Below are 26,501 nucleotides of genomic sequence, written 5' to 3'. Positions count from 1 at the left end.
CCCTGCAGCCCGCTCTAGATTTTGAACGATAGCTGCACACCATAGGTGCGCGGCGCCTCCACGCCAATGCTGCGGTTGACCAGATAGCCGGGCGTCAGCGGCAGCACATAGGGCGAAGCAACGCTCGATCCGGGCAATCCGCCGATATTGTCATAGCTGGTCGTATCGAACAGATTCTTGGCGAAGAAGATCACGCGATAACGATCATCCTTGCCGGTCCAGAGCAGGCGAAGATCGACGCTCTCGGAGGTCGGCACGCGGTAATAGGAGCGGTTGAAGACGCTCGCCCACATCTTGGCCCGCCAGCTGTAGCTTGCCGACAGTGTGACCGATCCCGGCCCGACATCGAAGGTGTAATTGGCGTTGGCGGCGAGCTTGTGCCGCGGCTGGAACGGCAATTCCTCGCCATCAAGCGACTGGAAGAAACGCCCGCCGACCGCCGGTCCCGATGGCTGGGCGCCCGGCGCGGAGGCCGTCGGATCGGCGCCGTCGAAATAGCAGCAGGATTTGATCTTCGAATCGGCATAGGCATAGTTGAGGAGCAGTTGCAGGCCATCGACCGGCTGCCAGCTCGCCTCGACCTCGGTGCCCCAGGATTTGGCGCGCTCGAGATTGAAGAAGCCGGTGAGGTTGATCGACGGGGTCGGAATGCTCAGCGGAATCTGCAGGCCGCGATAGTCGTAATAATAGCCGGCGACGTTAAGCTGCACGCGCCCGAAGCCCTGCTTCACGCCGGCTTGATAGGCGTTGACATGTTCCGAGCCCGTCCGCGGCGATGCCGTGATCCCGCCCGCGTTGAACCCGCCCGATTTATAGCCGCGGCTGTAATTTGCGTAGACGAGGCTGTTGGCCGCCGGACGCCATTGAATGCCCGCGGTGCCGCTGAAGCTGTTCCAGCTGTCGTCGAGCACGCGCCGCGCGCGTCCCGTCACCGGATCGATGGTGGTCGCGCTGACCACCCCGTCGGCCGGCGCGAAGGAGGCGATGGTCGAGGTGATGTCGAGCGCCGGGGTCAAGGACCCGAGCTGATCGGCGGTCAGGCCCGCGGCGCAACCCAGGCACACGGCCCGCAGGCTTTCGATCGCGCGCTTTTCGTCGATCGAATAGCGCAGGCCGCCGGTCAGGCGAACCGTGCTGGTGACGTCCCAGTCGATCTGCCCGAACGCGGCATAGGATGCCGTTTCCAGATTGGTGCCGGCGAACACCGAATCGCCGGTCGGATTGGCGGGGCCGTTCGCCGGCGCCTTCATCTGCGCCTGATTGGGCGTGCCGAAGTGCGATTCCTGATCGAGGATCTCGCCATAATAATAAAGCCCGGCGAGCCAGTTCAGCGGCCCGTCGCCCTTCGACAGGAAGTTGATTTCGGCGCTGCCGAACGAGCGATCCTCGACATAGCCGAAGGTCTGCGACGGATTGACCGTCAGCGGCGTACATCCCGGCACGAAGCCGCAGACGGCGCCGGGCGCGAGCGGGAAGCGATATTCCGTCATGCTGCTGCCATCGAGATCGGCGATCGAATCGTAACGCGTCTCGCGATAGCCGCCGAGGATACGGATATCGAAAGGCTCAAGCTCGACATCGAGCTGGCCCTGGACGCTGAACGTGCCGCGGGTGCGCGCGCGTCCTTCGGTATCGGCGCTGAACTCGCGGATATTGTCGACGCCCGGATTGCTCGTGGCCGACCCCAGCGCCTGATAGCCGGGGAAAAGGAAGCCGAACTGCGACCCCGGCGTCAAGGCGCCGCTGGGATAGGGCGCATAATCCCACGGCGTGTCCGAATTGACCGCGCGGGGGCGCTGGTCGACGCGTGTCGTCGTCGCCTTCAGCCACAGCGTCGCCTGCGGCCCCAGGTCGAGTTCGACCTGCCCTTCCAGATAATAGCCTTCGCTCACCCCGCCTTCGCTGCGCCCGCCCGCCACATTGCGGAAATAGCCCTTGTCCTGATCGAACCAGCTGCCGCCGAGCTTGACCCGGAGTCCGTCGGTCAGGGGCCCGGAAACCGCACCCTGGATCGAATAGGCGTTATAATTGGCGATCGTCGCGCGGCCTTCGATCGACAGTTCGTGCGTCGGGCGCTTCGAAATCGCGTTGATCGCACCGCCGATCGAGTTGCGGCCATAAAGCGTGCCCTGCGGCCCGCGCAGGATTTCGACCCGGTCGACGAAGAAATCGCTGCCCGCGACCGAAGAGGTCGCCGAGTCATAGATGCCGTCGATATAGGTGGCAACGCCCGGATCGCTGCCCGCCGTGTTGGTCTGGCGCCCGATGCCGCGAAGAAAAACGCGGTCGGAGCCGGCGTTATAGCTCAGCCCCGGCGTAAACTGCGCCATATCGCCCAAGTCGGTGATACCGATAATCTGGCGCGTTTCGGCGGTGAAGGCGGTCACCGCTTCGGCGACATCGTTGAGACGCTCGCTGCGCTTTTGCGCCGTGACGACGATCTCGTTGTCGCGGTATGTCTGCGCATCCGCATCGGCCGGCGCGGTGTCCGCCGTCTGGGCGTACGCAGTGGGCACCAGTCCCGTCAGCGCGGTCGACAAAAGAAACAGCTTGGTCAGGCGCATGATCTCTCCCTTCCGATGCTCTCCGCCAAGGGCAGAGGCTCGTCATCCCATTTTCCCGGGTCTCTGCCCGATGACACTTGGTATCGAATAAAATTCTATTCGTATAGTATTATCTTCTCCTATATAATCTAACCATCGGCCAGCGGCTTGCGGTGCCTGGAATCGAACTCCGCGGTCAGCCCGCCATCGACCGGCACCGTTTGCCCCGTGACGAAACGGCTCTCGTCCGACGCGAGCCACAGGATCGCGTTGGCGATGTCCTCGGGCTGCCCGGCGATGGGCAGGGGCTGTGACGCGGCGAGGCCCCGCTCGACAGCCGCCTTGCCGAACCCGTCCTGCATCAACGGACTGTCATAGATGATCGGCGTCACGATGCCGCCGGGACAGACGGCATTGGCACGGATGAGGTCGCGTGCGCCCTCCATGGCCGCGACGCGGGTGAGTTGCAGAACGCCGGCTTTCGACGCACCATAGGCGCCTTGCCCCGGCATTCCGAGCAGCGCCGAGATCGACGATGTCGTGACGATCGAGCCGCCCCCACGCGCACGGAGCAGCGGGAAGGCCAGCTTCATGCCGCGCCAGACGGCCTTGAGGTTCACGGCGATGGTGCGATCGAACAGCGCCTCGTCGCATCCCTCGATGCTGACTTCGCCGCCGCCCACCCCGGCATTGTTGACGAGGATATCGAGGCCGCCGAAGTGCTCCTGCGCCGCGGCAAAGGCCCGCGCGAGCGCGGCCGCATCGGTGACGTCGCAGGGGATGAAGACGGCCGCATCGCCAAGCCGCCCGGCAATCGCAAAGCCGTCGTTCGGACCGCCGTCCTCGCGGCGGCGATGATGAAGGCGGGCCGCGGTCTCGCCGATCCGCTCGCCGAGCGCGCGTCCCTGCCGCGGGTCGAGATCGCAGAAGAGCACCTTGGCGCCTTCGGCGACAAAGCGCTCGACCGTCGCCAGACCGATGCCCGAGGCGCCGCCCGTGATCAGCGCGACCTTGCCGTCGAGCCGCCCGGCCGCCCGGCGCGCCACTTCATCCCGTGCATCAGCAATTTGCGACATCGACGTCCCCCGCATGGCTTCTTCCTGTCCACATTATGCTATATGAATTGAATTATCAAATTCATTTGCATTATGTCGGAGAAATCACGCGAGGCGGCTTCCGCTTGAGGCGGTCATCCGCGCCGCCACCGAGGCCGCGAGCCGAGCGCACGGCTATGGCGCCAGCAACATGGCGCTGCCGTGCTTCAAGGGCTCACCGACAGCCGGGGTGAGCGTGCAATTCCAGCAATCTTTCCGGTCAGGCCGGAACGGCGGCCACCGGCGCGGCGGCACGTCTGCCTTTACCGAAGCGCCGCAGGAGCAGGAGCGCCCCGCCGGCGATCAGCGTCAGGTTGACGATCCACGCCATCGGGTCGGCGGTTGTCAGGCCCCCGCGCAGCGCGAGGTGGGTCGCAGCGGCCGCGAGCGTGAGCACACCAGTCGCGAGGCGGCCGAGCCACGCCACGCGGTCGGCGGAAAGGCGGATCGCGAGCGCAAGGAAGATCAGGCTGACGGCAAGCCACGCCGCGATCGCGATCTCCGCGCCGCCGGTCACCAGGCCAGCGACCGCAGCGGCGGCCATCCCTGCCGGCTGGCCCCAGACGGTCGCCGCCCAGGCGCGTTCCCAGCCCGGCGCGGGGCGTCCCTTGTCGCGGCGGCGCGCGAGCCAGATGTTCACTCCGCTCGCGGCCAGATAAGTGAGGCCGAGGCCAAGCAGGAAATAGACGATCTTGACGATCCCGCCGCCGAACCAGCCGAAATGGACCTGGCCCATGCCGCCGAGCAGATCCTCGCCGAGGTTGTTGTCGCTCGCCTTGCCTTCATTATAGATCGTTGCATCGCGGCGGAAGGCATAGCTGTCGACCCCCGCCATGCGGTCGGGTTGTTCGACGTTGAACAGCGCCGCCCCGCCCATCTCGGTCGGATGCTCGGTGAAGATATAGGTCAGGCGGCCGCCGTCCTGCGGCAGCTTGGCATACATGGGGCGCAGGTCGAGCACCGGCGCCGGACGCGGATCGTCGACCGGCGGTGCGGGGATGAACAGCGCATAGACCTTGTCCACGTCGCCATTGAACATCGCCATGCCGAGCACCCCGACGATGATCGTCGTGAGCCCGAGGAAAGCGCCGGTCAGCGAGATAATGATGTGAAAGGGCAGCGCCCAGACGCCAAACCGGTTGTGGAGGTCGGCCTCCTGCAAGCGCTTCGATCCGCCGAGCCGGAGGTGGAAGGCGTCGCGGAAGATGCGCGGGTGCGCGAGAATGCCCGAGATGAGCGAGGACAGGAGCGCAACGCCGATCAGCCCGACGAGAAAGCCGCCCCAGCTGCGCGGCAGGTGGAGATTGATGTGGAGGCGCGTGATGAACTCGGTCCAGGCGAAATCCTTGCCCGGCACGATCCGGCCGGCCCCGTCGGCGAGAAATTCGCGATCCTCATCGGCATCGACATAGAGCAGCAGGCGGGGGAAATCGGCAGTCGGAAGCGTGATATAGACATGCTCGACACCGGGGCCGCCCTTCGCGATCGCGCCCTCGAACGCGGTCTGGACCGCAGCGGGCGCGACCTCGGTGACCTGCGGTGCGGTCGCGCTTTCCCAGCGCTGGAACTCGTGCGCGAAGACCGCAAGGCTGCCCGAGAGGCAGATGAGATAGATGAGCGCGGCGAAGGCGAGGCCGAGCGAACTATGGCCACGCAGCACCGCGCGGACGAAGCCCGCCGGAATGCGCGACATCAGGTCTTTCGGCTTTTTTGCCGCTTTGCGGGGCTGCGGAGCGGTCATGCGAAGCCCTTCATAATGGCGGCGGTGAAACTGACGAGCGCGACGCCGACGAGGACGGCGGTCGCGCGGAGGATGCGGTTGTCGGCGAGCGTCCACGCCATGCACGCGCCCCATGCGACGGGGACGATGAGCCCGCCGACGACGAGGCGCGTCTGCTGCGCGCCGGGGACGAGCGCGGCATAGGCGATGCCGACACCCATCGCCGCGACCATCCCGATCGGACCTGCCAGCAACCAGCGGAGCGTCTCGCGTCCTTTCGTCGTCGCGCGGTCGGAGGGTTCGGGGGCGAGACTTTCGCGCGCGGCGCGCGCCTTCGCCTGCCGGATCGTATAGTTCGAAGCGACCACGACGAGCGCAGCAGCCGAGACAAGCGCCAGCGCGATAAAGGGTCCGCGCACCGGTCCGAGCGCCCAGGCGGGAAGGATCGTCGCGGCGACGAGCAGCAGCCAGCCGCCGGGCACGAAGCCCGTCTTCCGGTCCCTGCTCTGCCACGAACGGCGCAGTAACCAGCTACCCGCACCCGCCGCCACGACAATCAGCAGCGCCGGCAAAAGTGCCGAACTGTCTTCCATATGGCCCCCTGCGTCCTTTTCATCCTACTATTGACACGCATTCTCAATAGCAATAGCTGACCCTTCGATAGCTAAGCGGGGAGCTAAAGACAATGATGAAGACGTTGCGGCCGGTTCTGGCCCTGATGCTGGCGAGCGCAGCGATGCCCGCTAATGCGGCAGACGCCGCCGATGCGGGCGAAAGCAACGACATCATCGTCACCGGCCTGAAATTCGACCGCTCGCTTCAGGACACGCCGACGAGCGTCAAGATATTCACCTCGCAAGAGATCGAACGGCAGAATCTGATCTCGGTTTACGACCTGATCGACCGCACCGCGAACGTCGCGTCGACCCTGGGCGAATCGGGCTTCAACATCCGCGGGATTGCAAGCACGAACGTTTCGGGCACCGGGCTGGGCGACCTCGCCACCGTATATCTCGACGGATCGCCGCTGCCGCGCGAAGCGAGCGGCGGCGGGCCGCTCGATCTTTGGGACCTCGAGCAGGTCGAAATCCTGCGCGGGCCGCAATCGACGTTGCAGGGGCGCAACGCGCTTGCGGGTTCGATCATCCTCAAGACCGCCGACCCGAGCTTCGACTGGCGCGGCAAGGCACGCGCGATGATCACCGATGCCGACGGCGAATATCGCCTCGCCGCGGCGATCGGCGGGCCGATCATCGACGATGTGCTGGCATTTCGCGTCGCGGGCGAAGTGGCGCGCAGCGACGGGTTGATCAAGAACGGCGTCACCGGCGGCAACTATGCCAAGTCCAACAGCGAAGTGGTGCGCACCAAATTGCTGTTCACCCCATCGGGTGCGGGCGGACTGCGCGTCGTCGCCTCCTATCTCTATGACCGGCATTTCGGCAACGACGGGCGCGGTTATTCGCTTACCGACCTGCCGAACAGCTGGAAGCGCCGCACGGTCGAGGCGAACCGTGAAACCTATACCAGGACGAGTACCGACCTGTTCACGCTCGATGCGTCGCTGCCGCTGAGTGATACGTTCACGCTGTCGTCGATCAGCACCTATAATCACCTTAAGACTTTTTCGGTGTATGATGGCGACCTGCGCCGCGAGGACGAAGCCTATGGCGACTATTCGACCGACCAGAAGATTTTCAGCCAGGAGGTCCGGCTGACTTTCGACACCGGGCCGTTGCAGGGGTTGATCGGCGGCTATTATTCGCACCACAAGAATCCCGATTATCTGGCGAACAGCACTTTCAGCCTCGACCTCGACCTGGATCTCGGCCTGACCAATCGCGTCGCGGGATTCCTCACCCTGCCGCCGGCGCAGGGCGGCGGCGGGCTCGATCCCGCGACGGCGCTCGCTACCGCCCAAGCGGTTCGCGCGGTCTATCCGCAGCGCGTCTTCATCGCGTCGGAACAACTTTATCCCTTCGATATCCAGACGCAGGCGCTGTTCGGCGACGCGAGTTGGGAAGTCGCGCCGGGGCTGAAGCTGCTCGCAGGTTTCCGCTACGACCGGGAAAAGCAGAAGGTACGGAACGAGAATGACGTCTCGCTGATCACCACGATCCCGAACCCGGCCGACTATGCCGCGAATCCGACCTTCGCCTTCATCCTGCAAACGGTGAACAACCTGCTGCTCGCCGACGTCGAGGATGCGAGCAGTTCGGGGCCGCAGCGGAAGACGACCTACGAAGCGTTTCTGCCGAAGGGCGGCTTGTCGTGGGAAATCGCGCCTGACAAGACGGTGAGCGCGATCGTCCAGCGCGGCTATCGATCAGGCGGCAGCGGGATCAATCCCGGCCGGGCGCGGGCCTTTACCTATGACCAGGAATATACCTGGAATTATGAGCTGTCGCTGCGAACGCAATGGCTCGACCGCCGGCTGACGTTCAACGCCAACGCCTTCTATATCGACTGGACCGATCAGCAGGTGCAGGTCCAATTGTCGGAGAACCGCTTCGACTATGAAACCCGCAACGCCGGCAAGTCGCGCGTCTGGGGCTTCGAGGTCGAAAGCGATTTCAACGTCACCAATGCCCTGAATGTCTATGGCTCGGTCGGCTATGCCAACAGCCGATTCTCCGATTTCGTCGTCGACAATGGCAATGTCGAGGATCTGGCGGGTCACCAGTTCGCGCAGGCGCCGCGCTGGACCGCAGCGGTCGGCTTCGACTGGCGCCATGCGAGCGGCGTATCGGTCAATATCAACGCCAATTATCGCGGCGCCCAATATCAAAGCGTCGTCGCGCAATCGGCGGGGCGCGACGTTCCCGCGCGCACATTGGTCAACGCCAAGGTCGGATACAGCAATGACCATTTCGGCGCCTATCTGGTCGCGACCAACCTCTTCGACGACAAATATTACGACTATCAATATCAAAACGCCGGCCGCCTGCAGGCACTGCTCGGCGAGCCGCGGATGATCGGCCTGACCTTCGAGGGGCGCTTCTGACCCTAGCTCGCGGGGTCGTACATGAACTCGCGAAGCTCCTGCGCGCAGCGGCAGGCTACCGCGATCTTCCGCGCCCACTCGACCGCCGCGTCGCGGGTCGGCAATTCCAGCACGGTGAAGCCGCCCGTGAGCCGGCTGCCGGGATAAATCCCGGCCGACACCGACCCGTCGCCGGCGACCAGTACGGGCGCCGCCCGCTCGTCGATTCCGCCGCCGAACACATAAACGCCGGCCGCCTTGGCTTCTTCGATCACAGCGTGCGCATCCGCGGAAACGGCCGGAAGCAGATCGTCGGTGACGATCATCGCGTCGGCTGGAAAGGAGATGAGGAATTTGGCCATGCCGCGATGATGCATCCCCGATACGAAGACCGCAAGCCGACAAAGGCTGTGGACGCCAGCGTCTTTTTCCATCATCCTGACGTCTTTCCACGCATTCTTGTCGTGCCGGACGGCGCCTGTACCGTCGTTCGAATTGGAGAACCCAGATGAAGACGCTGACGAAGATTGCGCTGTCGCTTAGCCTCGGCCTGTCGCTCGCCGTCATGCCGGCACAGGGCATCGCGGCGCTCCAGCAGGGTACGAAAGCACCCGATTTCACGCTGAACGCGGCGCAGGGCGGCAAGCCCTTCAGCCTGTCCTTGAAGCAGACGCTGCGGAACGGGCCGGTCGTGCTCTACTTCTTTCCGGCCGCCTTCACCCCCGGCTGCACGATGGAGGCCCATCTGTTTGCCGAGGCGAACAGCCGCTTCAACCAGCTGGGTGCCCGCGTCGTCGGCGTGACCGCGGGCAACATCGATCGCGTCGCCGAATTTTCCAGGTCCGAATGCCGCGACAAATTCGCCGTCGCCGCCGATCCGGGCGCCAAGGTCGCGGCGCAATATGACACTGCCATCCGCGGCCCCAACCAGGCGATGATCTCCAACCGCACCTCGTTCGTCATCGCCCCGGACGGGACAATCCTGCTGAGCTACACCGACAACAAGCCGCAGGCGCATATCGAGAAGACGCTGGCGGCGGTGCGCGCATGGAACGCCCGGCGCCGCTGATCGGCGAAGCCCGTCCCGTTGACGGCCACACGCCCGGCAAAAAAGCCCGGCAAAGCAATTTGTGTAGCAGTCAGGTCGATCATTTCCCGAGAATTGTACGGGTTTGCGGGAACTACCCGCGCACGAAATCCTCGCGAGGACGGCGTGTCGCAATTTCCCGTCGATTTTGAAAATCTGGAGCGGGCGAAGGGATTCGAACCCTCGACCCCAACCTTGGCAAGGTTGTGCTCTACCCCTGAGCTACGCCCGCTCTGGCGGCTGGCGACCGGGTGGGTGCCAGCGGGTGAGGCGGGCGATTAGCACCGGCTTTTGGAGTCGGCAAGCCCCCTTGACGCTTTTCCTGAATCATCGGGCCGAAGGGTTGGCATATTGTCCGCAAATCCCACATAAGCGGGGAAAGCGCCCTGCCCGCCAACGCGGATACGGCGCAAGCAGATCATCAAGGAGCATTTGTCCGTGGCCACCCTGGGTCTCAACAGCCAAGAGAAGGAAGCCGTCGAAGCGTTCCGCCGCGACGTCGTCGAACCGTCGATGACCAGCCTCGTCATCCTCGATTTCTGGGCCGAATGGTGCGGCCCGTGCAAGCAGCTCGCCCCGACGCTGGAAAAAGTCGCCGCCGATTATGCCGACAAGGGCGTCGTGCTCGCGAAGGTCGACGTCGACGCGAATCCCTTCATCGCCAGCCAGTTTCAGGTCCAGTCGATCCCGACCGTCTATGCAATCTTCCAGGGCCAGCCGGTCGCGAACCTGACCAATGCGCGGACCGAAAGCCAGCTGAAAGCCATGCTCGACCAGTTGCTCGCGCAGCTTCCCGTCGACAGCGCCGCAAAGAATCTGGCGGTCGAGATCGCCCCGCTGGTCGAAATGGGCGAAGGCGTTTTGGCCGAGGGTGACGGCGCGCGCGCCGCGAGCATCTTTGGCCAGATCCTCGACATGGCGCCCGACAATGCCGCCGCGCATGGCGGGCTGATTCGCGCTCTGCTGCTCGCCGGCGATCTGGACGCCGCACAGGCCGCGCTCGCTGCGGTGCCCGCCGAGATTGCCGGGGACGCCGCGATCGCGCAGGCGAAAAGTGCGCTCGCACTGGCCGCCGATGCGCCCGCCGCGGGTGAGCTGGCCGCGTTCGAAGCCGTGGTCGCCGCCAGCCCGCAGGACCATCAGGCGCGCTTCGATCTCGCCGCGGCGCAGATCGGCGCCGGCCAGCGCGACGCCGCCGCCGACAATCTGCTGCATATCGTTGCCGCTGACCGCGAATGGAACGAGGATGCGGCGCGCGCCAAATTGCTGTCGCTGTTCGAAGCCGTCGGCCTCGAAGACCCGTGGGTCGCCGCGCAGCGCCGCCGCCTGTCGCTGATCCTGTTCGGCTAAGGGTCAGTCTCCCCCAATTACGCGTTCGAGGTTTGAAGCGATTTTGTTCAGGGCAAGGAAGTGAGGCGCAGGCATATGAGTATATTCCAAGGCTCACTGACGCAGCCATGGACAAAATCGGTCAAATCCCTCCCTCCGTTAAAATGGGGGGACGTCGAAATGGCTTCGATCTCGTCTCCGCGCGGCCTTGCGGCTAGAACCACTAGCCGCGGCGGCCACGCGAAGCCGATATCTTCGCCATTTCGACGCCTCGAACGCGTAATTGGGGGAGACTGACCCGTGGCGGAGGCCGCGCCCCTGACCATCCAGCGGATCGCGATCTTTCCGCTCCCCGGCGCGGTGCTGTTTCCTGGGTTGCACCTGCCGCTCCACATCTTTGAACCGCGCTATTCGGCGATGGTGCAGGAAGTGCTCGCGCGCGACCGGCAGATCGGGATGATCCAGCCACGCCAGCTTCCCGGCGAGGAGCATCGCGAGCCACCCGCGCTCTACGACATCGGCTGCGTCGGACGCATCATCGACGTCGAGGCCCTCGACGAAGGGCGGTTCAATCTGGTGCTCGAGGGCGTCGCGCGCTTCCGCGTCCGCCGCGAACTCGACGTCACCACGCCGTTCCGCCAGGTCGAAGCCGAAATCGAGACCGAGGCGGAAGAGGGCGCCGTCCTCGCGAGCATCGAACGCGCCAGTCTCGAGCGCGAAGCGAAGCGCTTTGCCCAGCGACAGGGTTATGTCGTCGACTGGGAGTCGGTCGGAAAGCTCGACGATGCGACGCTCGTCAACGGCATCGCGCAGGTCGCGCCGTTCGACGCCGCGGCGAAACAGGCGCTGCTCGAAGCGACGCCGATCGACGCCCGCGCCGAACTGGTCGTCCAGATGATGCAATTCTTCGGCCGTTTCGACGGCGACGACGGGCGCGTGACGCTGCAATGATTTGCTGGCGCCGTATCGCATAATCTAAGACCTGTAGGGATTGAGCTATTATTCGGCACTACCTTGCCCGTACCCCTGCGAAGGCAGGGGTCCATCTCCCATGCTGTCGTCTTCCCGAACCGTTCACCGGATTTCGCCACGGCGGGAGATGGGCCCCTGCCTTCGCAGGGGCGCAGAGCCTGCGGGCGTGACGGAAATGGAATCCCACTGACCTTAATGCGGCTTGCCGCCGGTGTGCCGGATGATGTCCGCCAGCGCGCGACGCACGATATGACGGTCGCTTTCGCGAAGCCGCTCGGCGGCATCGATCACGATCAGCTGATGACGGACAAGGTCCTGTTCGGCGGCAAGCCGTTGCGCATCGCCCCGCGCGCCGCGCCGCGCGGCCCAGTCCGCGGCCAAGCGATCAGCGACCTGCCCCGCAAGCCTGTCGGCCGCGCGCCGTTCGGCCGCGTCCAGCGCCGCCGGATCGGCGAGCCAGGCATCGGCGCCCGCCTCGACCATCGCGTCGAGCGACGGCGTCGCCCGCACCTGCCGGCGCCCCGCACAGCGCTGGTCACCATGAAGGCGCAGGCGCAGCGCCTGCAATTCGGCGCGCAGCTGCCAATTGACATAGGTCGTGAAGCGCGCGCGGTCGGGGTCATAATGTTCGGCGGCGCGGTGGATCGCGATGGCGCACACCTGCCCCGCATCCTCGGCGACGTCCGACAAACCATAAGCCCGCGTGAAATAGCGCACCCGCGGCGCGAGCAGCGCGGCAAGCCGGACGAACGCGCGATCGGCCGCCGCCCGCGTCCGCGCGCCCGGCGCGGTATCGAGCGCCGTGCGCGCTTCGATCAATGCCATCACCGCGCCTTCGAGCGCGTCGCTCTTTTCCGACATGGCCATTTCCCCCGACCCGCGCGGCGAAATGGCCGCAAGGAGGAGATTAGGGCGTCGTGGTTAGCGGCAGCATGCCGGCCGCCTAAGCAATAATACTCAGATTTCGGCGCCGGTGAGCAGGCGCGGCAGGTCGCCCGCCTCGCCGCGCGCTTCCTCCATGAAGAAACGCTTGAGCAGCGGCAACCGCTGGACCGCGCCCAGCCCCGCCCGGCGGACCGCCGAAGCGGTGCGCCCCGGAATGCCGAACAATCGCGTCAGCCCGTCGGTCGCCAGGCTGACCATCAGGCTGTCGAGCCCGCGCCAGCGCTGGTAGCGCGCGAGCAGCGCCGTATCGCCAAGGTCGAGCCCGACGCGCATGCCCTCGACCAGCACCTCGGTCAGCGCCGCGACATCGCGGAGGCCAAGGTTGAGCCCCTGACCCGCAATCGGATGGATGCCGTGCGCGGCATCGCCGACGAGCACCAGCCGGTCGGCCACGATCGAAGCGGCGTGGTGGAAGCCGAGCGGGTAGGTCATCCGCGGCGCGACCAGTTCCATCGCGCCGAGCAGCCCGCCCGCGCGCTTTTCCAGTTCGGCGGTGAAACCGCGGTCGCCGAGCTTGGCGAACCCCGGCCCATCCTTTTCCGACACCGTCCACACGAAGGCAGAGCGATGCCGGCCCTGCTCGTCGTCGACGAGCGGCAGCAGCGCGAAGGGGCCGGCGGGGTAGAAAATCTCGTGCGCGACCTGGCCGTGCGGCCTCTCATGCGCGACCGCGCCGATCATCGCATGATGATGATAGGACCAGTTCGCGATGCTGAACCCCGCCGCGTCGCGCGTCGGCGACCGGCGCCCTTCGGCGACGATCAGCAGCGGCGCCGCGAGCCGGGTGCCGTCGGCAAGCGTCAGCGTGAAACCATGCGCGTCGACCGTGCGATCGGCGACGCGCGCCGGCATATGGAGCCGCACCAGCGGCGCATCGGCGAGCGCCGCCGCGAGCGCCAGCCGCAGGCGGCGATTCTCGATCATCGTGCCGAGCGGGGCGCTATCCTCGGCGGTGACGAAGTCGAGCTCGCCGCCGCGGCCCTGCCCCGGCACGCCGTCGCCGACCTTGATCGCGCGGATCGGGCAGCCATGGCCCGCAAGCCGGTCCGCAATCCCCAGCACCTCGAACATCTGCCATGTCGCGCTCGCGATCGCCGAGGCGCGGCCGTCGAATCCGGGCGCGATCGTCAGGGCCGGGTCGGCGGGATCGACGATCTGACTCGACAAACCATGGTGGGCGAGGGCGAGGGCCAGCGTCTGGCCGACCAGCCCGCCGCCGGAGATCAGGACATCGCTGCGCAGCATCTCGTTCATCGCATCGCCCTAGAACATTTTTCCGATCGAAGGGAAGAATTTCCCCATCCTTGCCCCGGACGTGATGCGGGGGGTGAATGGCTGAAAACGACCGGTTGCTGCCCTTCCTTTCATCGTCACCCCGGACTTGATCCGGGGTCCCGCTTGACCTCGAAAACCGCCGGTGCCCTCAAAAAAACGGGATCCCGGGTCAAGCCCGGGATGACGAAGCTGTAGAAAGCTACGTCCACTTCCCACCCCAAAGCCTTTATCAACCCTTAAAAAAACGCTGTCCTACATTATCGGCGCGGCATAGCGTCATTCGATGCTTCGTCCGGCCATCCGCTCCCTGTCCCCCTCCCCGGTGCCGAACCGCGGTGGTGGACGAACAAAGGGGGGATGTAGTGTGACCTTTGTGACCTTTGGAATAATTGGACGCATGGCAGCGCGCCGCCGGGGCGCGCTTGACGGCGAGTCCGCCCCATGCGCATATCGCCGCAGTTAACCGACAGGGACCCGAATACAGCATGGCAAGCCGCAGGGCCATCACCGCAAAGGCCGACTGGCGCACCGTTTTCCGGGCGAGCATCGCGCGATCGCTGGTGATCGCCGCGGCCGTCGCGCTGGGCCTGTTCACGCTGTTCCTGACGCTCGCGCTGATCACCTACGACGACACCGACGCGGCGATCCACACCGCCGCCGGCGGCAATCCGTCGAACTGGATGGGCGGCGCGGGCGCGTGGTTCGCCGACCTGATGCTGTTCGTCGGCGGCGGTGCGATCGTCCTGCTGCTGCCGCTGCTCGGCATCATCGCGTGGCGGCTGTGGGCGATGACGCCGCAGCCGTGGTGGAAACGCCAGCTCGCCTTCGCTTTCGCCGCGATCCTGCTCGTCGGGCTCGGGCTGCAACTATGGGCGCCCGACAGCAGCGCGCCGCTGCCGGCGGGCTGGGGCGGGATCATCGCGCTGATCGTCGGCAGCGCGGTCGATCCGCTGTTCGAACGCGCGGGCGATCCCGCCGCGGCGCTGATCCGGTTCGGGACAATTATCCTCCTGGTCGGGATCGGCCTGTGGTTCGCCTATCGCGCGCTGCGGCTTGAAAAGGGCTGGGCGTCGCGTTTCAAGCTGCCCGCCGCCGAGAGCAGCCGCGTCGCGCCGCCCGCCAGGGTCGCCGACGACGAGGCGAAGGCGCCGGGCCTGATCGAGCGCGTCGTCAAGCCGCGCGCGGTGGCCGAACCGAGCGACCGCGCGCCGCCCGAAATCGCCGATCCCGCGCAGCGCTCGGTGCCCTCGAAACCGCGCCCGAAGCCGCAGACCGAGCTGTTCACCAACTATCAGCTGCCATCGATCGACCTGCTCGCGCCGCCGCCGCCGGGGCCGACCGGGCAGATCGACAAGGCGGGGCTGGAACGCAACGCACGCCTGCTCGAATCGGTGCTCGAGGATTTTCAGGTCAAGGGCGTCGTCACCGCGGTCCGCCCCGGCCCCGTCGTCACCATGTACGAACTCGAACCCGCGCCGGGTACGAAGGCGAGCCGCGTGTCGAACCTGGCCGACGATATCGCGCGCAACATGTCGGCGCTGTCGGCGCGCATCGCACCGATCCCGGGGCGCACCGTCATCGGCATCGAATTGCCCAACGCCAATCGCGAATCGGTGGTGCTGCACGAAATCATCGGCAGCGCATTGTTCCAGGACCAGACCGGCGCGCTGCCGATCATCCTCGGCAAGAATATCAGCGGCGACCCGATGATCGCCGACCTGGCGCCGATGCCGCACCTGCTGATCGCGGGTACCACGGGTTCGGGCAAGTCGGTCGGGCTCAACGCGATGATCCTGTCGTTGCTCTATCGCCTCGGTCCCGACCAGGTGAAGATGATCATGATCGATCCCAAGATGCTGGAGCTCAGCGTCTATGACGATATTCCGCACCTGCTCGCCCCGGTGGTGACCGAGCCCAAGAAGGCGATCCGGGCGCTGAAATGGGCGGTCGAGCAGATGGAGGACCGCTACCGCATGATGTCGTCGCTGTCGGTGCGCAACCTTGCGAGCTACAACGACAAGGTCCGCGGCGCGCTCGCCAAGGGCAAGTCGCTGGGGCGCCGGGTCCAGACCGGCTATGATCCCGACAGCGGCCAGCCGGTCTATGAGGAAGAGGCGCTCGATTACAGCCCGCTGCCGCAGATCGTCGTCGTCGTCGACGAGCTCGCCGACCTGATGATGACCGCGGGCAAGGAAGTCGAATTCCTGATCCAGCGGCTCGCGCAAAAGGCGCGCGCCGCGGGCATCCACCTGATCCTCGCGACGCAGCGGCCGTCGGTCGACGTCATCACCGGCGTCATCAAGGCGAACCTGCCGACGCGCATCAGCTTCAACGTCACCAGCAAGATCGACAGCCGCACCATCCTCGGCGAAGCGGGCGCCGAACAATTGCTCGGCAAGGGCGACATGCTCTACGTTCCCGGCGGCAAGCAGATCACGCGTATCCACGGCCCCTTCGTGTCGGATGACGAGGTGCGCGCGGTCGCCGACCACTGGAAGGGCCAGGGCCGCCCCGACTATATCGAAAGCGTCACCGAGGATCCCGAGGATGGCGGCTTCGCGATGGAGGGCGCCCCCGCGGGCGGCGACAGCGCCGAGGACCGCATGTACGCCAAGGCCTGCCAGATCGTCGTCGAAAGCCAGAAAGCCTCGACGAGCTGGCTGCAGCGGCAACTGCGCATCGGCTACAACAGCGCCGCGCGCCTGATCGAGCGGATGGAGGAGGAAGGGCTGGTCAGCCCGCCCAACCATGTCGGCCGCCGCGACGTACTGACCGACCAATATGGGCAGCAGCGGTGAGCAAGGAATACCAAACTGCCGTTCATCCTGAGGAGCCATTGAGCTTGTCGAAATGGCGTCTCGAAGGACTTGGCGCGAGCGGCGCTCCTTCGAGACGGGGCCTTCGACAGGCTCAGTCCCCTCCTCAGGACAAACGGTAATGGAACTCAAACGGGTCCTCATGACTTGAACAACGTCCAACGACAGGTTCAGCGCGGGTTCAATGCCCGGTTGCGATGAACCGGCCACCCTTCCAACGAAGAGAGCCCGATGATTTTGAAGAACCCCCTCACCCGCGCCGCCGCCTGGACGCTTGCCCCCGTCGCCGCCGCCGGCCTGGCGCTCGGCGTGCCGGCGATCGCGCAGACGTCGAACACGCTCGCATCGGTACAGGCGCATCTCAAATCGACCAGTTCGATGACCGCCGATTTCACCCAGACCGACCGTAACGGCCAGCGGCTGACCGGCAAGCTGACGCTGAAGCGCCCCGGCAAGATCCGTTTCCAATATCAGAAGGGCGTGCCGCTGCTGATCGTCGGCGACGGCAGCTCGCTCACCATGATCGATTATGAAGTGAAGCAGGTACAGCGCTGGCCGGTGAAGAATTCGCCGCTCGGCGCGCTGCTCGACCCCGACCGCGACCTCAGCAAATATGCGAAGGTCCTGCCCACCGGCAACGACGGGGTGCTGAGCGTCGAGGTCAAGGATCCCAAGCGCCCCGAATATGGCACGATCACGATGGTGTTCATCCGCGACGGCGCATCGCCCGGCGGTGTCCGGCTGCGCGGCTGGGTCGCGCTCGATTCGCAGAACAACCGGACGCGAATCGACCTTGCCAATCAGAAGTTCAACGTCACGGTCGCCGATTCGCTGTTCAAATGGACCGACCCGCGGCCCAAACAGCGCGGCCGCGCCGGCTGACGGAAGCCACGAGAGATTCGGCGGTTCGAATCGCGAATCGGCATGGCGGCTTCCGGTTGGTTGCCGCCCTATCCATTGTCGTCACCCCGGACTTGATCCGGGGTCCCGCTTGATGCCGAAAACGGCCGGCACCCTCAAAAAGCGGGATTCCGGGTCACGCCCGGGATGACGAAGTGTTGGGCAGAAAGCGGCCGGAAGTTGCCGTTCGCATCCGAGTTCCTCATGCATTTTTCCGGACCAACTGCCGCCCTGTATCGACGAACTGCAACGCCGGCCCCTGCACGCCGACTTCGTTCAGCTTGGCGACAGGGAAGACGGGCTAATTCAACTCTCGAAGGCGCCAACACGGCCCCGGACTTGGGTTTCCCCCTGTTGCCCCATCCGGAACGCCCGGCACCTTCATTCAAGAGCGTGACGAACGCTGACCTTGAACCCCCGTTCCACCGCCCCTGGGACGGGGGTTTATGGTATCCGGCGCAGTGATTGCAGCACACGGCAGGAGCCCGGCCCGACGAAGCCACGAAATCGTCCCGGGAACGTTGCGCGATGACAAGCGCACCGATAGAGCCACCGCATGACAAGCATTGCATCCTGGAACATCAACAGCGTCCGCGCGCGCATCGGCATCGTCGAGAAATTCCTGCGTGAAGAGGCGCCCGACGTCCTCTGCCTGCAGGAAACCAAGGTCGAATGCGGCATCTTCCCCAAGGACATGTTCCAGTCGCTCGGCTATGAGCATATCGCGACGCACGGCCAGCGCATGCATCATGGTGTCGCGATCGTCAGCAAGCTGCCGCTGACCGATGTCCGCAAATATGACTGGCAGGCGAATGGCGAGGCGCGCCATGTCGGCGTCACGCTGCCGTCGGGCGTGCGGCTCGACAATGTCTATATTCCTGCCGGCGGCGACATCGCCGACCGCGAGCTTAATCCGAAGTTCGGGCAGAAGCTCGACTTCTTCGGCCGCATGACCGAATGGGCCGGCGCGCTCGACCAGCCGACGGTGCTGACCGGCGATTTCAACGTCGCGCCGCTCGAAAGCGACGTCTGGAACCATAAAGCGCTGCTCGACGTCGTCAGCCACACGCCGCTCGAGGTCGAAACGCTCGGCCGCCTGCAGGCGGCGTCGAACTGGGTCGACCTTGGCCGCCATTTCATCGCGGCGCCCGCCCCGCTCTATACCTGGTGGAGCTATCGCGCGAAGGATTGGGAGGCGTCGAACCGCGGCCGCCGGCTCGACCATATGTGGATCACCCCCGACCTGCTTCCGCAGGCGGTATCGCACCGCATCGTCCAGCCCGCGCGCAGCTGGGAACGGCCGTCGGACCATATCCCGCTGGTGACGGAGTTCGCTTTTTGAGCGAGGCGGCAAGCAACGCTTCGGGTGACTCGTCGGGCGACCGGGGCGCCCGCCGCGCCGCGCGCGCGATCGACGCGCTGCGCCGCGGCTGGCCGTTCCGCATCGCCGGTTCCGACGGCGCGCTCGACCTGCTCGCGGTCGAAAGCGCGCGCGACGTTGCGCTGCGCGACTTCGCCAGCGCCGACATGCTGCTATCGGGCGAACGTGCGGTCACGCTCAAGCTCACCAACCAGCGCGTCGCGGCGCCCCCGGGGCCGGTGCGGCTCGCGGGGGCCGGCGGCAGCGTTGCGGCGGCGCTGGCGATCGCCGACCCGGCGCTCGATCTCGCCAATCCACTCAAAGGCCCGTTCCGCACCGTCGCGACCGGCGGCGAGGCCGCAGCGGCTGCGGCGATGACGATGGCACGCCATGCCGGGCTGCTTCCCGCCTTCTTCGTGCGCGACGCCGCGGGCGATGCCGAAACGCTCTGCACCGACGGCGATGTCGCTACATTGCTCGATCCGGCGCGGCTCGAGGTCGCGGCGCGGGCGCGGCTGCCGGTGGAAGCGAGCGAGAGCGCCGAGATCGTCGCCTTCCGCTCGCCCGAGGAAGCGTCGGACCATGTCGCACTCGTCATCGGCAAGCGCGACGGCAATCCCCCCGTCGTCCGGCTGCACAGCGAATGCCTGACCGGCGATGTGCTCGGCAGCCTCAAATGCGATTGCGGGCCGCAGCTCCACGCCGCGCTCCACGCGATGGCCGATGCGCCATGGGGGGTGCTGCTCTATTTGCGGCAGGAAGGGCGGGGCATCGGGCTGGTCAACAAGCTGCGCGCCTATGCGCTGCAGGATCAGGGCTATGACACTGTCGATGCCAATTTGCGGCTGGGTTTCCCGGTCGAGGCGCGCGATTTCGCGATCGCCGGGCGGATGCTCGACCTGCTGAACATCCCGCGCATCCGGCTGATGACGAACAACCCCGAAAAGGTCGCGCGGCTGGCGAAGGAGGGCGTCGAGGTCGTCGAACGCATTCCACTGGCGCTGCCGACGAACAAATATAACGAGCAATATCTCGCGACGAAGCGCGATCGGACCGGGCACCAACTCTAACAACCGTCGCCCCCGCCTTCGCGGGGGCGACGGTTTGTTTAGTGCACGAAACGCGCGACGACGTCGCGATAGCTGCGACTGACCTTCACCTGCGCGCCAGACCCCAATACCAGAAAGCATTCGCCGTTGGTGTGCGGCTTGACCTGCTTGACCTGGCTGAGGTTCACGATCGTCGAACGGTGGACGCGCTGGAAATTGCGCGGGTCGAGCCGCTTTTCCAGATCCTTCATCGTCTCGCGCAGGATCAGACTGTTGTCGGCGGTATAAATGCACATATAATCGCCCGCGGCATCGATACGCTCGATGCTGTCGACGTCCACACGAAAAATCTGACCGCGATCCTTGATGTTGATCATCTTTTCATAGCGGTCGGCGGCGTGCGCGTCGGGCTGGACCTCGGCATCATAATCGTCGGCCGCTTCCGGAGCGACTTCAGCGAGTACATTCTTCAACCGTTCGACCTCGGCCACGCCGCGCTTTTCGGCGAGGCGCTGGCGGACGCGGTCGAGCGCATCGGCGAGCCGTTCGGGCTCGACCGGTTTCACGAGATAGTCGACCGCCTGCGCCTCGAACGCCCGGATCGCATGATCCGAATAGGCAGTGACGAAGACGACGAGCGGCGGTTCGACTTCCATCAAACCCTGGATCACCGAAAAACCGTCGAACCCCGGCATCTGGATGTCGAGGAAAACGAGGTCGGGCTTGTGGGTCTTGATCTTTCGGATAGCCTCCCGGCCATTGAGTGCGGTGTCGACGATTTCGACATCGCTATGGGCCTCGAGCCGCAGTTGCAGCCCCTGGGTGGCCAATTTTTCATCATCCACCAGGATGGTTCTGATCGTCATGTGCGTTCGGTTCCAATCGTCACTTGCCCATCGGGCTGAAACGGAAACTCGATAACCACCGTGAACCCGCCCTCAGCGCCCATATGGACGTCGAACCGGTGCTGGTCGCCAAAAGCCTGCGCCAACCGGTCCCTGATATTGGCTAAACCCACACCGGTCGATTCCGTTGCAATGCCTGTGGTGGGGTCCGCACCGTCGGCTGGCAATCCCATGCCCGTATCGGACACGGTGATCCGGACATTTTGACCGGCAAGCTGCGCGGAAATCGTGATATCGGCGCCATCCTCCTGCGGCGTCACGGCATATTTGATCGCATTTTCAATCAGCGGCTGCAGCAAAAGCGAGGGCAATCGCGCCCGCGCGACCGCCGGATCAATGGCGAAATGCGGGCGGAGCCGCTCCTCAAACCGCATTTTCTCGATATCGAGATACAGCTTCAGCGTCTCGATCTCCTGCGCCAGCGTCACCTGCGCGGTCGGTTCGTTGGCGAGCGTGTAGCGCAGGAAGGCCGACAGTCGCGACAGCATCGCGTTCGCGGGTTCGGACTGTTTCAGCAGCACCAGCGTCGAAATGCTGTTCAGCGTATTGAACAGGAAATGGGGGTTGAGCTGATAACGCAGCATCGCAAGCTGCGCCGACGCCGCCTGCGTTTCCAGCCGCAGCATGCGATCATTCTGTTCCTCGAGCTGGAGGAAATAATTGATCGCGAAATAGAGCGCCGACCAGGCGCCGAGCGAGGTCGCATCGATATAGAAGGTGCCGAGCAGCAGGCTGGTGAAGCCGACGTCGCTCGCCGGGTTCTGGATTTGCTGCACCCACGCGTCGATGAACGCCCACAGCGCGGTCGCGAGCCCCGCGAGCCCGAAGCTCATCCCCCACATCAAGAGCGGCCGGCGGTTGATCAGCGCCCGGTAGCAGACCGACAGGATCAGCGAGAGCGAGAAACCGGTGATCGCCGAAATCGTCTGCGGGATCAGGAAGGTGAAGCTTTGCCCGTTGGCGAGCCCCGACACGCCGCGCAGGCCGAGCCACGCGGTCCAGCCCAGGATCTGGAGATTCCAGAAAGCGCGCACCTTGTTGCCGAAAAAAGGACCCGGCGAGGACAGTCCGAACAGCGACATGGCGGCGTGTCAGTATGGCAAGCGGTGCGGCGAAGCGATCATTCGGCCGCGACCGGTGCCATGCGCGCGCGCGCCTGGCCGAGCGGCTGGAGTTCGGAGCGATGCTTCCACACCAGTTCCTTGTACCCGAGCGGCCGGCCGTTGTGCGCGGTGATCGTCACCGGGCCGATCGGTTGTTCGTCGTGCGTGTCCACGAGCACCGGGGTCGAGGGCACGCCCGCCCCCCATTTTTCGCCCCACTGGCGCAGCGCGATCATCGCGGGGAGCAGTTCGATGCCCTTTTCGGTCAGCTCGTAGCGCACTTTGCGGCGATCCTCGGCCATCACCTCGCGTGCCATGATGCCATGGTCGACGAGCCGCGACAGGCGGTTCGACAGGATGTTGCGCGCGATCGCGAGTTCCTGCTGAAACTCCTCGAAATGATGGACGCCGTTGAAGGCGGCGCGCAGGATCATGAACGACCATCGCTCGCCCATCGCCTCGAGCGCGAGCGGCAGGGCGCAATTGTCCCCGTACAATATGTTCAGCGGTTCGCGTAATTTTCCCATGGGGCCAGCACTATCCGATAATGTGCGCCAACGCCAAAAAATTTTGCCGCCGGCAAGGCCGCCCTAAAGGAAATGCGAGCGTGTCGAGGACGAAGCCAGGCGACGAATGGCGGCATTGGGGTGGGAGCGGGCGTCGCTTTCTACAGCTTCGTCATCCCGGGCTTGAGCCGGGATCCCGCTTTTTAGCGCAGACGCTGTTTTGGAAGTCAGGCGGGACCCCGGATCAAGTCCGGGGTGACGACGTAAGAAAGGGTCGCTGCCGGCCGAAAGCCAGCACCGCCATCGGGTCATGCAGGCCGCATGGCGTCCAGCCGGTCCTCTAGGATGCGAAGCTGATGCGCTCTTTTCAGGTCGGCCGGAACATCGGCCTTGCCGGGCACGGCATCGGCGGCGAGGCGGGCGAGGAAGGCCGCGATGTCATCCTCGTGTGTCGTCGCGATGCCCAGGTCGTAGCGGGCGATGATCTTGCCCGAATCGGACCCGGGATTGGCCAGCGCGATGATCGGACGGCCCGACCCGATATATTCGAACAGCTTGCCGGGCAGCAGCGTGTCTTCCCACGGCGCGGTGCCGACGACGAGGACCAGCGCGTCGGCGCTGCGTTGCGCCTGCAAGGCTTCGGCGCGCGGCACCTTGCCGCGATCGACGATGTCGATGGCGGGAAATTCGGATGCGATCTGGCGCACGATCTCGGGCTCCGAGCCGTAGAAATCGATGCAGACTTTCGAACCCAGTCTTTGCGCCGCGCGCAGCAGCGGTTTCACGTCGCGCCGTTCGCCATATAATATCCCGGTATAGACCAGCCGCAGGCACGCCGGGTCGGGCACATGGTCGCCGCCTTCACCGGTGCCGGCATCGACGCCGTTCATGACCGTGATGATCCGGTCGGCGAGCGCCGGATAGGTCGCCCGGTAATAATCGCTCATCCCCTCGCTCACCGCGACGACCAGATCGGCCGAGGCGAGCACCCGGCCTTCATAGCGATTGTCGAGCGATTTATAGAAGGGCGCGGTCAGCTTGTACGGATTGCGCGCCCAGATGTCGCGATTGTCGGCAACGAACAGCGCGCCGCAGCGCTGCGCGGTGTCGCGCGCCGCGGCGTGGACCGAAAAGGGCAGCGCGGTCGACAGTATGACATCGGGCGGCGCGAGGTCACGGAGCAATTCGGCGGCGCGGCGCTTCATCGCCCGCGCGACCGGCCGGACATGGTCGGGCCAGGACAGGAGGCGCAGCGCGGTGCTGAGCCGGTGCGCGACATTGCCCCGCCCGGGCTTGAAACTCGACGATCGCGTCAGCCAGCCGTCGGCGACATAATGGACATCGAAACCCGAAAGATCGGTGACGAAGGTCTGCGGAACCACCTCCGACGCCCCGGCGATGACCGTGACTTTCCAGCCGCGCGCCGCGAAATAGCGCGCCATTGCAACGGCGCGCGAGGACCCCACCTCGTTAACCGGCGGAAACCAGTAGCTGAAGATCCAGATATGCCGGCGCACCGCGAGACCCGGCGGCGAAGATATCGCCCCCGGTAATGTCGTCGAATCAAGAGCATCGGTCCCCATCATTTCCGGTCCTAGAGCGCGCGAACGATGCTTCCAACCGCCTTTACCAACTTGTTGAAGGTTCGTGGCAAGATGGACGCAATTTTCGCATTGCAATTACGGTGCCTGGGACGACATTGGGACAGATGCTGAGGCAATATGAGCTTGTCGAGCGCGTGCGCGCTTATGACCCCGACGTCGACGAGGCGCTGCTCAACCGCGCCTATGTCTTCACCGTCCAGAAACATGGCAGCCAGAAGCGCGCGTCGGGCGACCCATATTTCAGCCATCCGGTTGAAGTTGCAGGGATTTTGACCGATTTGCACCTCGACAGCGAAACGATCGTCACCGCGCTGCTCCACGACACGCTCGAAGATACGCTGACCACGCCCGAAGAGATCGAGCGGCTGTTCGGCGCCGACGTCGGACGGCTCGTCGATGGCGTCACCAAGCTCAGCAAGATCGAGGCGCAGACCGAAAACGAGCGCGCAGCGGAAAATCTGCGCAAATTCCTGCTCGCCATGTCGGACGATATCCGCGTGCTGCTCGTCAAGCTGGCCGACCGGCTGCACAATATGCGGACGCTGCATTTCATCCAGAGCCCCGACAAGCGCCGCCGCATCGCCAAGGAGACGATGGACATCTATGCCCCGCTCGCCGAGCGGATCGGCATGTACGAATATATGCGCGAGATGCAGCTGCTCGCGTTCAGCGAGCTCGAACCCGAAGCCTATGCGACAATCACCGGCCGCCTCGCCAAGCTGACCGCCGGCGGCAAGGACAAGGTCGCCGCGATCAGCCGCGAGTTCAAGGAATTGCTCGCAAAGAACGGCATCGAGGCCGACGTCTCGGGGCGCGAGAAGCACCCCTATTCGATCTGGCGCAAGATGCAGGAACGGCACGTCAGCTTCGAACAGGTGACCGACATCATCGCCTTTCGTGTCATCACCCCGACCGATGCCGATTGCTATGCTGCGCTCGGCCTGTTCCACCGCAAGTGGAAAATGGTGCCGGGCCGCTTCAAGGACTATATCTCGACCCCGAAGCGCAACGGCTACAAGTCGCTGCACACGACGATCATGCACCAGCAGAATATGCGGATCGAAATCCAGATCCGCAGCCTCGGCATGCACCAGCAGTCCGAATTCGGCCTCGCCGCGCATTGGGCGTACAAGCAGGGCGGCGGCAGCCCCGACGGCCAGGCGGGGTGGATCCGCGACCTGATCGAAATCCTCGAACAGACGCACGACCCCGAAGAATTTCTCGAGAACACGCGCATCGCGATGTACCAGGACCGCATCTTCGCCTTCACCCCGAAGGGCAGCCTGCACCAGCTGCCGAAGGGCGCGACCCCGGTCGATTTCGCTTATGCCGTCCACACCGGGCTCGGCGATCGCACCGTCGGGGCCAAGGTCAACGGCCGCCTCGTGCCGCTGCGCACCCAGCTCGCCAATGGCGACACGGTCGAGATATTGTCGTCGGACAAGCAGACCCCGCAGCCCGCGTGGCTCGGCTTCGCGGTTACCGGCAAGGCGCGCGCCGCGATCCGCCGCCACGTCCGCTCGAAGGAAAAGGTCGAACTCGCGGCGCTCGGCCGCAAGATGTATGACGAAATCGTCGCGCGGCTGCCGAACAAGGTCGGCGACAAGGCGCGCGCGGCGGCGCGCGAACGGCTGAAGCTCGACGACGACAGCGCGCTTTACGTGGCGATCGCCAAGCAGCGCCTGTCGGACAATGCGGTGCTCGAAGCGCTCGTCCCCGGCATCACGGCCGAGATGAAGACCAAGCCGGGCAAGCTGGCGCAAGGCGCCGCAGTGTCGATCGCGGGGCTGACCCCCGGCGTCGCCTATCAGCTCGCCGACTGCTGCCACCCGGTGCCGGGCGACCGCATCGTCGGGCTGTCGCGGCCGGGCGAAGGGATCGAGGTGCATGTCATCGACTGCCCCAGCCTCGCCGACGGCATCGACGCCGACTGGATCGACCTCAGATGGCAGGAAGACAGCGAGGGCGGCAATGCGCGGCTCTGTGTCGTCATCCTCAACGAACCCGGCACGCTCGCCGAAATGTCGGGCATCCTTGCCGCCAATATGGCGAACATCACCAATTTGCGCCTGTCGAACCGCGAGGGCGGCTTTCACACCTATGACGTCGTCGTCGAAGTGCGCGACGTCCATCATGTGATGCGCATATTGTCGGCGCTGCGCGCATCGGACAATGTGGTGCAGGCCGAGCGGCTTTAGGCCGGAGTCGATCGCGTCGGCTTTGGGATGGGGAGCGGACGTTCCCATATTTCATCGTCATCCCGGGCTTGACCCGGGATCCCGCTTTTTGGGAGCATCAGCAGTTTTCGAA

The 26,501-nt window shown here is 65.2% G+C and carries 20 protein-coding genes and 1 tRNA gene; 9 read left to right on the top strand and 12 right to left on the bottom strand.

Annotated elements, in window-relative coordinates:
- Positions 1 to 14 precede the first annotated feature (14 nt).
- The 4 genes from FHR22_RS12130 to FHR22_RS12115 form a co-directional block, all read right to left on the bottom strand.
- Positions 15 to 2,564, bottom strand: coding sequence for a TonB-dependent receptor (locus FHR22_RS12130; RefSeq protein WP_166942864.1), 2,550 nt, complete (start codon positions 2,562 to 2,564; stop codon positions 15 to 17).
- A 128-nt stretch (positions 2,565 to 2,692) separates the two neighbouring features.
- Complete coding sequence (locus FHR22_RS12125) at positions 2,693 to 3,619, bottom strand: SDR family NAD(P)-dependent oxidoreductase (RefSeq protein WP_166942861.1); 927 nt, start codon at positions 3,617 to 3,619, stop codon at positions 2,693 to 2,695.
- 238 nt (positions 3,620 to 3,857) lie between these two features.
- On the bottom strand, positions 3,858 to 5,378 hold the full coding sequence (locus FHR22_RS12120; protein ID WP_166942858.1) for a PepSY-associated TM helix domain-containing protein: 1,521 nt from the start codon (positions 5,376 to 5,378) through the stop codon (positions 3,858 to 3,860).
- Positions 5,375 to 5,950: a hypothetical protein gene (locus FHR22_RS12115; protein ID WP_166942854.1), complete on the bottom strand. Its 576-nt coding sequence runs from the start codon at positions 5,948 to 5,950 to the stop codon at positions 5,375 to 5,377. Before FHR22_RS12115 ends, FHR22_RS12120 begins: the two co-directional genes overlap by 4 nt.
- 92 nt (positions 5,951 to 6,042) lie before the next feature.
- Here FHR22_RS12115 and FHR22_RS12110 point away from each other — a divergent pair, with 92 nt between their 5' ends.
- Positions 6,043 to 8,361: a TonB-dependent receptor gene (locus tag FHR22_RS12110; protein WP_166942851.1), complete on the top strand. Its 2,319-nt coding sequence runs from the start codon at positions 6,043 to 6,045 to the stop codon at positions 8,359 to 8,361.
- Between the two features lie 2 nt (positions 8,362 to 8,363).
- Here FHR22_RS12110 and FHR22_RS12105 read toward each other — a convergent pair whose 3' ends face one another.
- Positions 8,364 to 8,777: a YciI family protein gene (locus tag FHR22_RS12105; RefSeq protein WP_243853711.1), complete on the bottom strand. Its 414-nt coding sequence runs from the start codon at positions 8,775 to 8,777 to the stop codon at positions 8,364 to 8,366.
- Positions 8,778 to 8,848: 71 nt separating this feature from the next.
- On the opposite strand from FHR22_RS12105, the gene FHR22_RS12100 reads away from it, so the two are divergent.
- Complete coding sequence (locus tag FHR22_RS12100) at positions 8,849 to 9,409, top strand: peroxiredoxin (RefSeq protein WP_166942848.1); 561 nt, start codon at positions 8,849 to 8,851, stop codon at positions 9,407 to 9,409.
- A 175-nt stretch (positions 9,410 to 9,584) separates the two neighbouring features.
- Here the strand turns inward: FHR22_RS12100 and FHR22_RS12095 are convergent.
- Positions 9,585 to 9,659, bottom strand: a tRNA-Gly gene (locus FHR22_RS12095).
- A gap of 206 nt (positions 9,660 to 9,865) precedes the next feature.
- Between FHR22_RS12095 and FHR22_RS12090 the strand changes: the two genes are divergently transcribed.
- Positions 9,866 to 10,777 (top strand): tetratricopeptide repeat protein, encoded by a 912-nt coding sequence (locus FHR22_RS12090; protein ID WP_166942846.1) that lies wholly within the window; start codon positions 9,866 to 9,868, stop codon positions 10,775 to 10,777.
- A 279-nt stretch (positions 10,778 to 11,056) separates the two neighbouring features.
- Positions 11,057 to 11,707, top strand: a complete 651-nt coding sequence (locus FHR22_RS12085) for an LON peptidase substrate-binding domain-containing protein (RefSeq protein WP_341786614.1) — start codon at positions 11,057 to 11,059, stop codon at positions 11,705 to 11,707.
- Positions 11,708 to 11,920: 213 nt separating this feature from the next.
- Here FHR22_RS12085 and FHR22_RS12080 read toward each other — a convergent pair whose 3' ends face one another.
- Entirely contained in the window at positions 11,921 to 12,589 is a 669-nt protein-coding gene (locus tag FHR22_RS12080; protein WP_166942843.1) for a sigma factor, read from the bottom strand.
- A 96-nt stretch (positions 12,590 to 12,685) separates the two neighbouring features.
- Positions 12,686 to 13,927, bottom strand: coding sequence for an FAD-dependent monooxygenase (locus FHR22_RS12075; protein WP_166942840.1), 1,242 nt, complete (start codon positions 13,925 to 13,927; stop codon positions 12,686 to 12,688).
- 506 nt (positions 13,928 to 14,433) lie between these two features.
- Here FHR22_RS12075 and FHR22_RS12070 point away from each other — a divergent pair.
- From FHR22_RS12070 to ribA, 4 genes are all read left to right on the top strand, one after another.
- A complete protein-coding gene (locus FHR22_RS12070; protein WP_166942837.1) occupies positions 14,434 to 16,746 on the top strand; it encodes an FtsK/SpoIIIE family DNA translocase in 2,313 nt (770 codons plus the stop codon).
- A 249-nt stretch (positions 16,747 to 16,995) separates the two neighbouring features.
- The gene (locus FHR22_RS12065) at positions 16,996 to 17,646 is read left to right on the top strand and encodes a LolA family protein (protein WP_166942833.1); all 651 of its coding nucleotides are present in this window, start codon (positions 16,996 to 16,998) and stop codon (positions 17,644 to 17,646) included.
- A 574-nt stretch (positions 17,647 to 18,220) separates the two neighbouring features.
- Positions 18,221 to 19,006, top strand: a complete 786-nt coding sequence (locus FHR22_RS12060; protein ID WP_166942830.1) for an exodeoxyribonuclease III — start codon at positions 18,221 to 18,223, stop codon at positions 19,004 to 19,006.
- A gap of 185 nt (positions 19,007 to 19,191) precedes the next feature.
- The gene (gene ribA / locus FHR22_RS12055; protein ID WP_341786628.1) at positions 19,192 to 20,094 is read left to right on the top strand and encodes a GTP cyclohydrolase II; all 903 of its coding nucleotides are present in this window, start codon (positions 19,192 to 19,194) and stop codon (positions 20,092 to 20,094) included.
- Between the two features lie 38 nt (positions 20,095 to 20,132).
- On the opposite strand, the gene FHR22_RS12050 is transcribed toward ribA, so the two are convergent.
- The 4 genes from FHR22_RS12050 to FHR22_RS12035 all read right to left on the bottom strand — a co-directional run bounded on the left by FHR22_RS12050 (position 20,133) and on the right by FHR22_RS12035 (position 24,173).
- Positions 20,133 to 20,939 (bottom strand): LytR/AlgR family response regulator transcription factor, encoded by an 807-nt coding sequence (locus FHR22_RS12050; RefSeq protein WP_166942824.1) that lies wholly within the window; start codon positions 20,937 to 20,939, stop codon positions 20,133 to 20,135.
- Positions 20,936 to 22,060 (bottom strand): sensor histidine kinase, encoded by a 1,125-nt coding sequence (locus tag FHR22_RS12045; protein ID WP_166942821.1) that lies wholly within the window; start codon positions 22,058 to 22,060, stop codon positions 20,936 to 20,938. Before FHR22_RS12045 ends, FHR22_RS12050 begins: the two co-directional genes overlap by 4 nt.
- Before the next feature lie 38 nt (positions 22,061 to 22,098).
- Positions 22,099 to 22,608: a winged helix-turn-helix transcriptional regulator gene (locus FHR22_RS12040; protein ID WP_166942817.1), complete on the bottom strand. Its 510-nt coding sequence runs from the start codon at positions 22,606 to 22,608 to the stop codon at positions 22,099 to 22,101.
- A 287-nt stretch (positions 22,609 to 22,895) separates the two neighbouring features.
- The gene (locus FHR22_RS12035) at positions 22,896 to 24,173 is read right to left on the bottom strand and encodes a glycosyltransferase (protein ID WP_166942813.1); all 1,278 of its coding nucleotides are present in this window, start codon (positions 24,171 to 24,173) and stop codon (positions 22,896 to 22,898) included.
- A gap of 122 nt (positions 24,174 to 24,295) precedes the next feature.
- On the opposite strand from FHR22_RS12035, the gene FHR22_RS12030 reads away from it, so the two are divergent.
- Entirely contained in the window at positions 24,296 to 26,389 is a 2,094-nt protein-coding gene (locus FHR22_RS12030) for a RelA/SpoT family protein (protein ID WP_166942810.1), read from the top strand.
- Positions 26,390 to 26,501: the final 112 nt, after the last annotated feature.

Origin of the sequence: Sphingopyxis panaciterrae, assembly GCF_011762125.1 — a bacterium.
In the GTDB taxonomy this organism is placed as follows: Bacteria; Pseudomonadota; Alphaproteobacteria; order Sphingomonadales; family Sphingomonadaceae; genus Sphingopyxis; species Sphingopyxis panaciterrae.
This window is presented reverse-complemented; position numbering and strand designations above follow the sequence as displayed.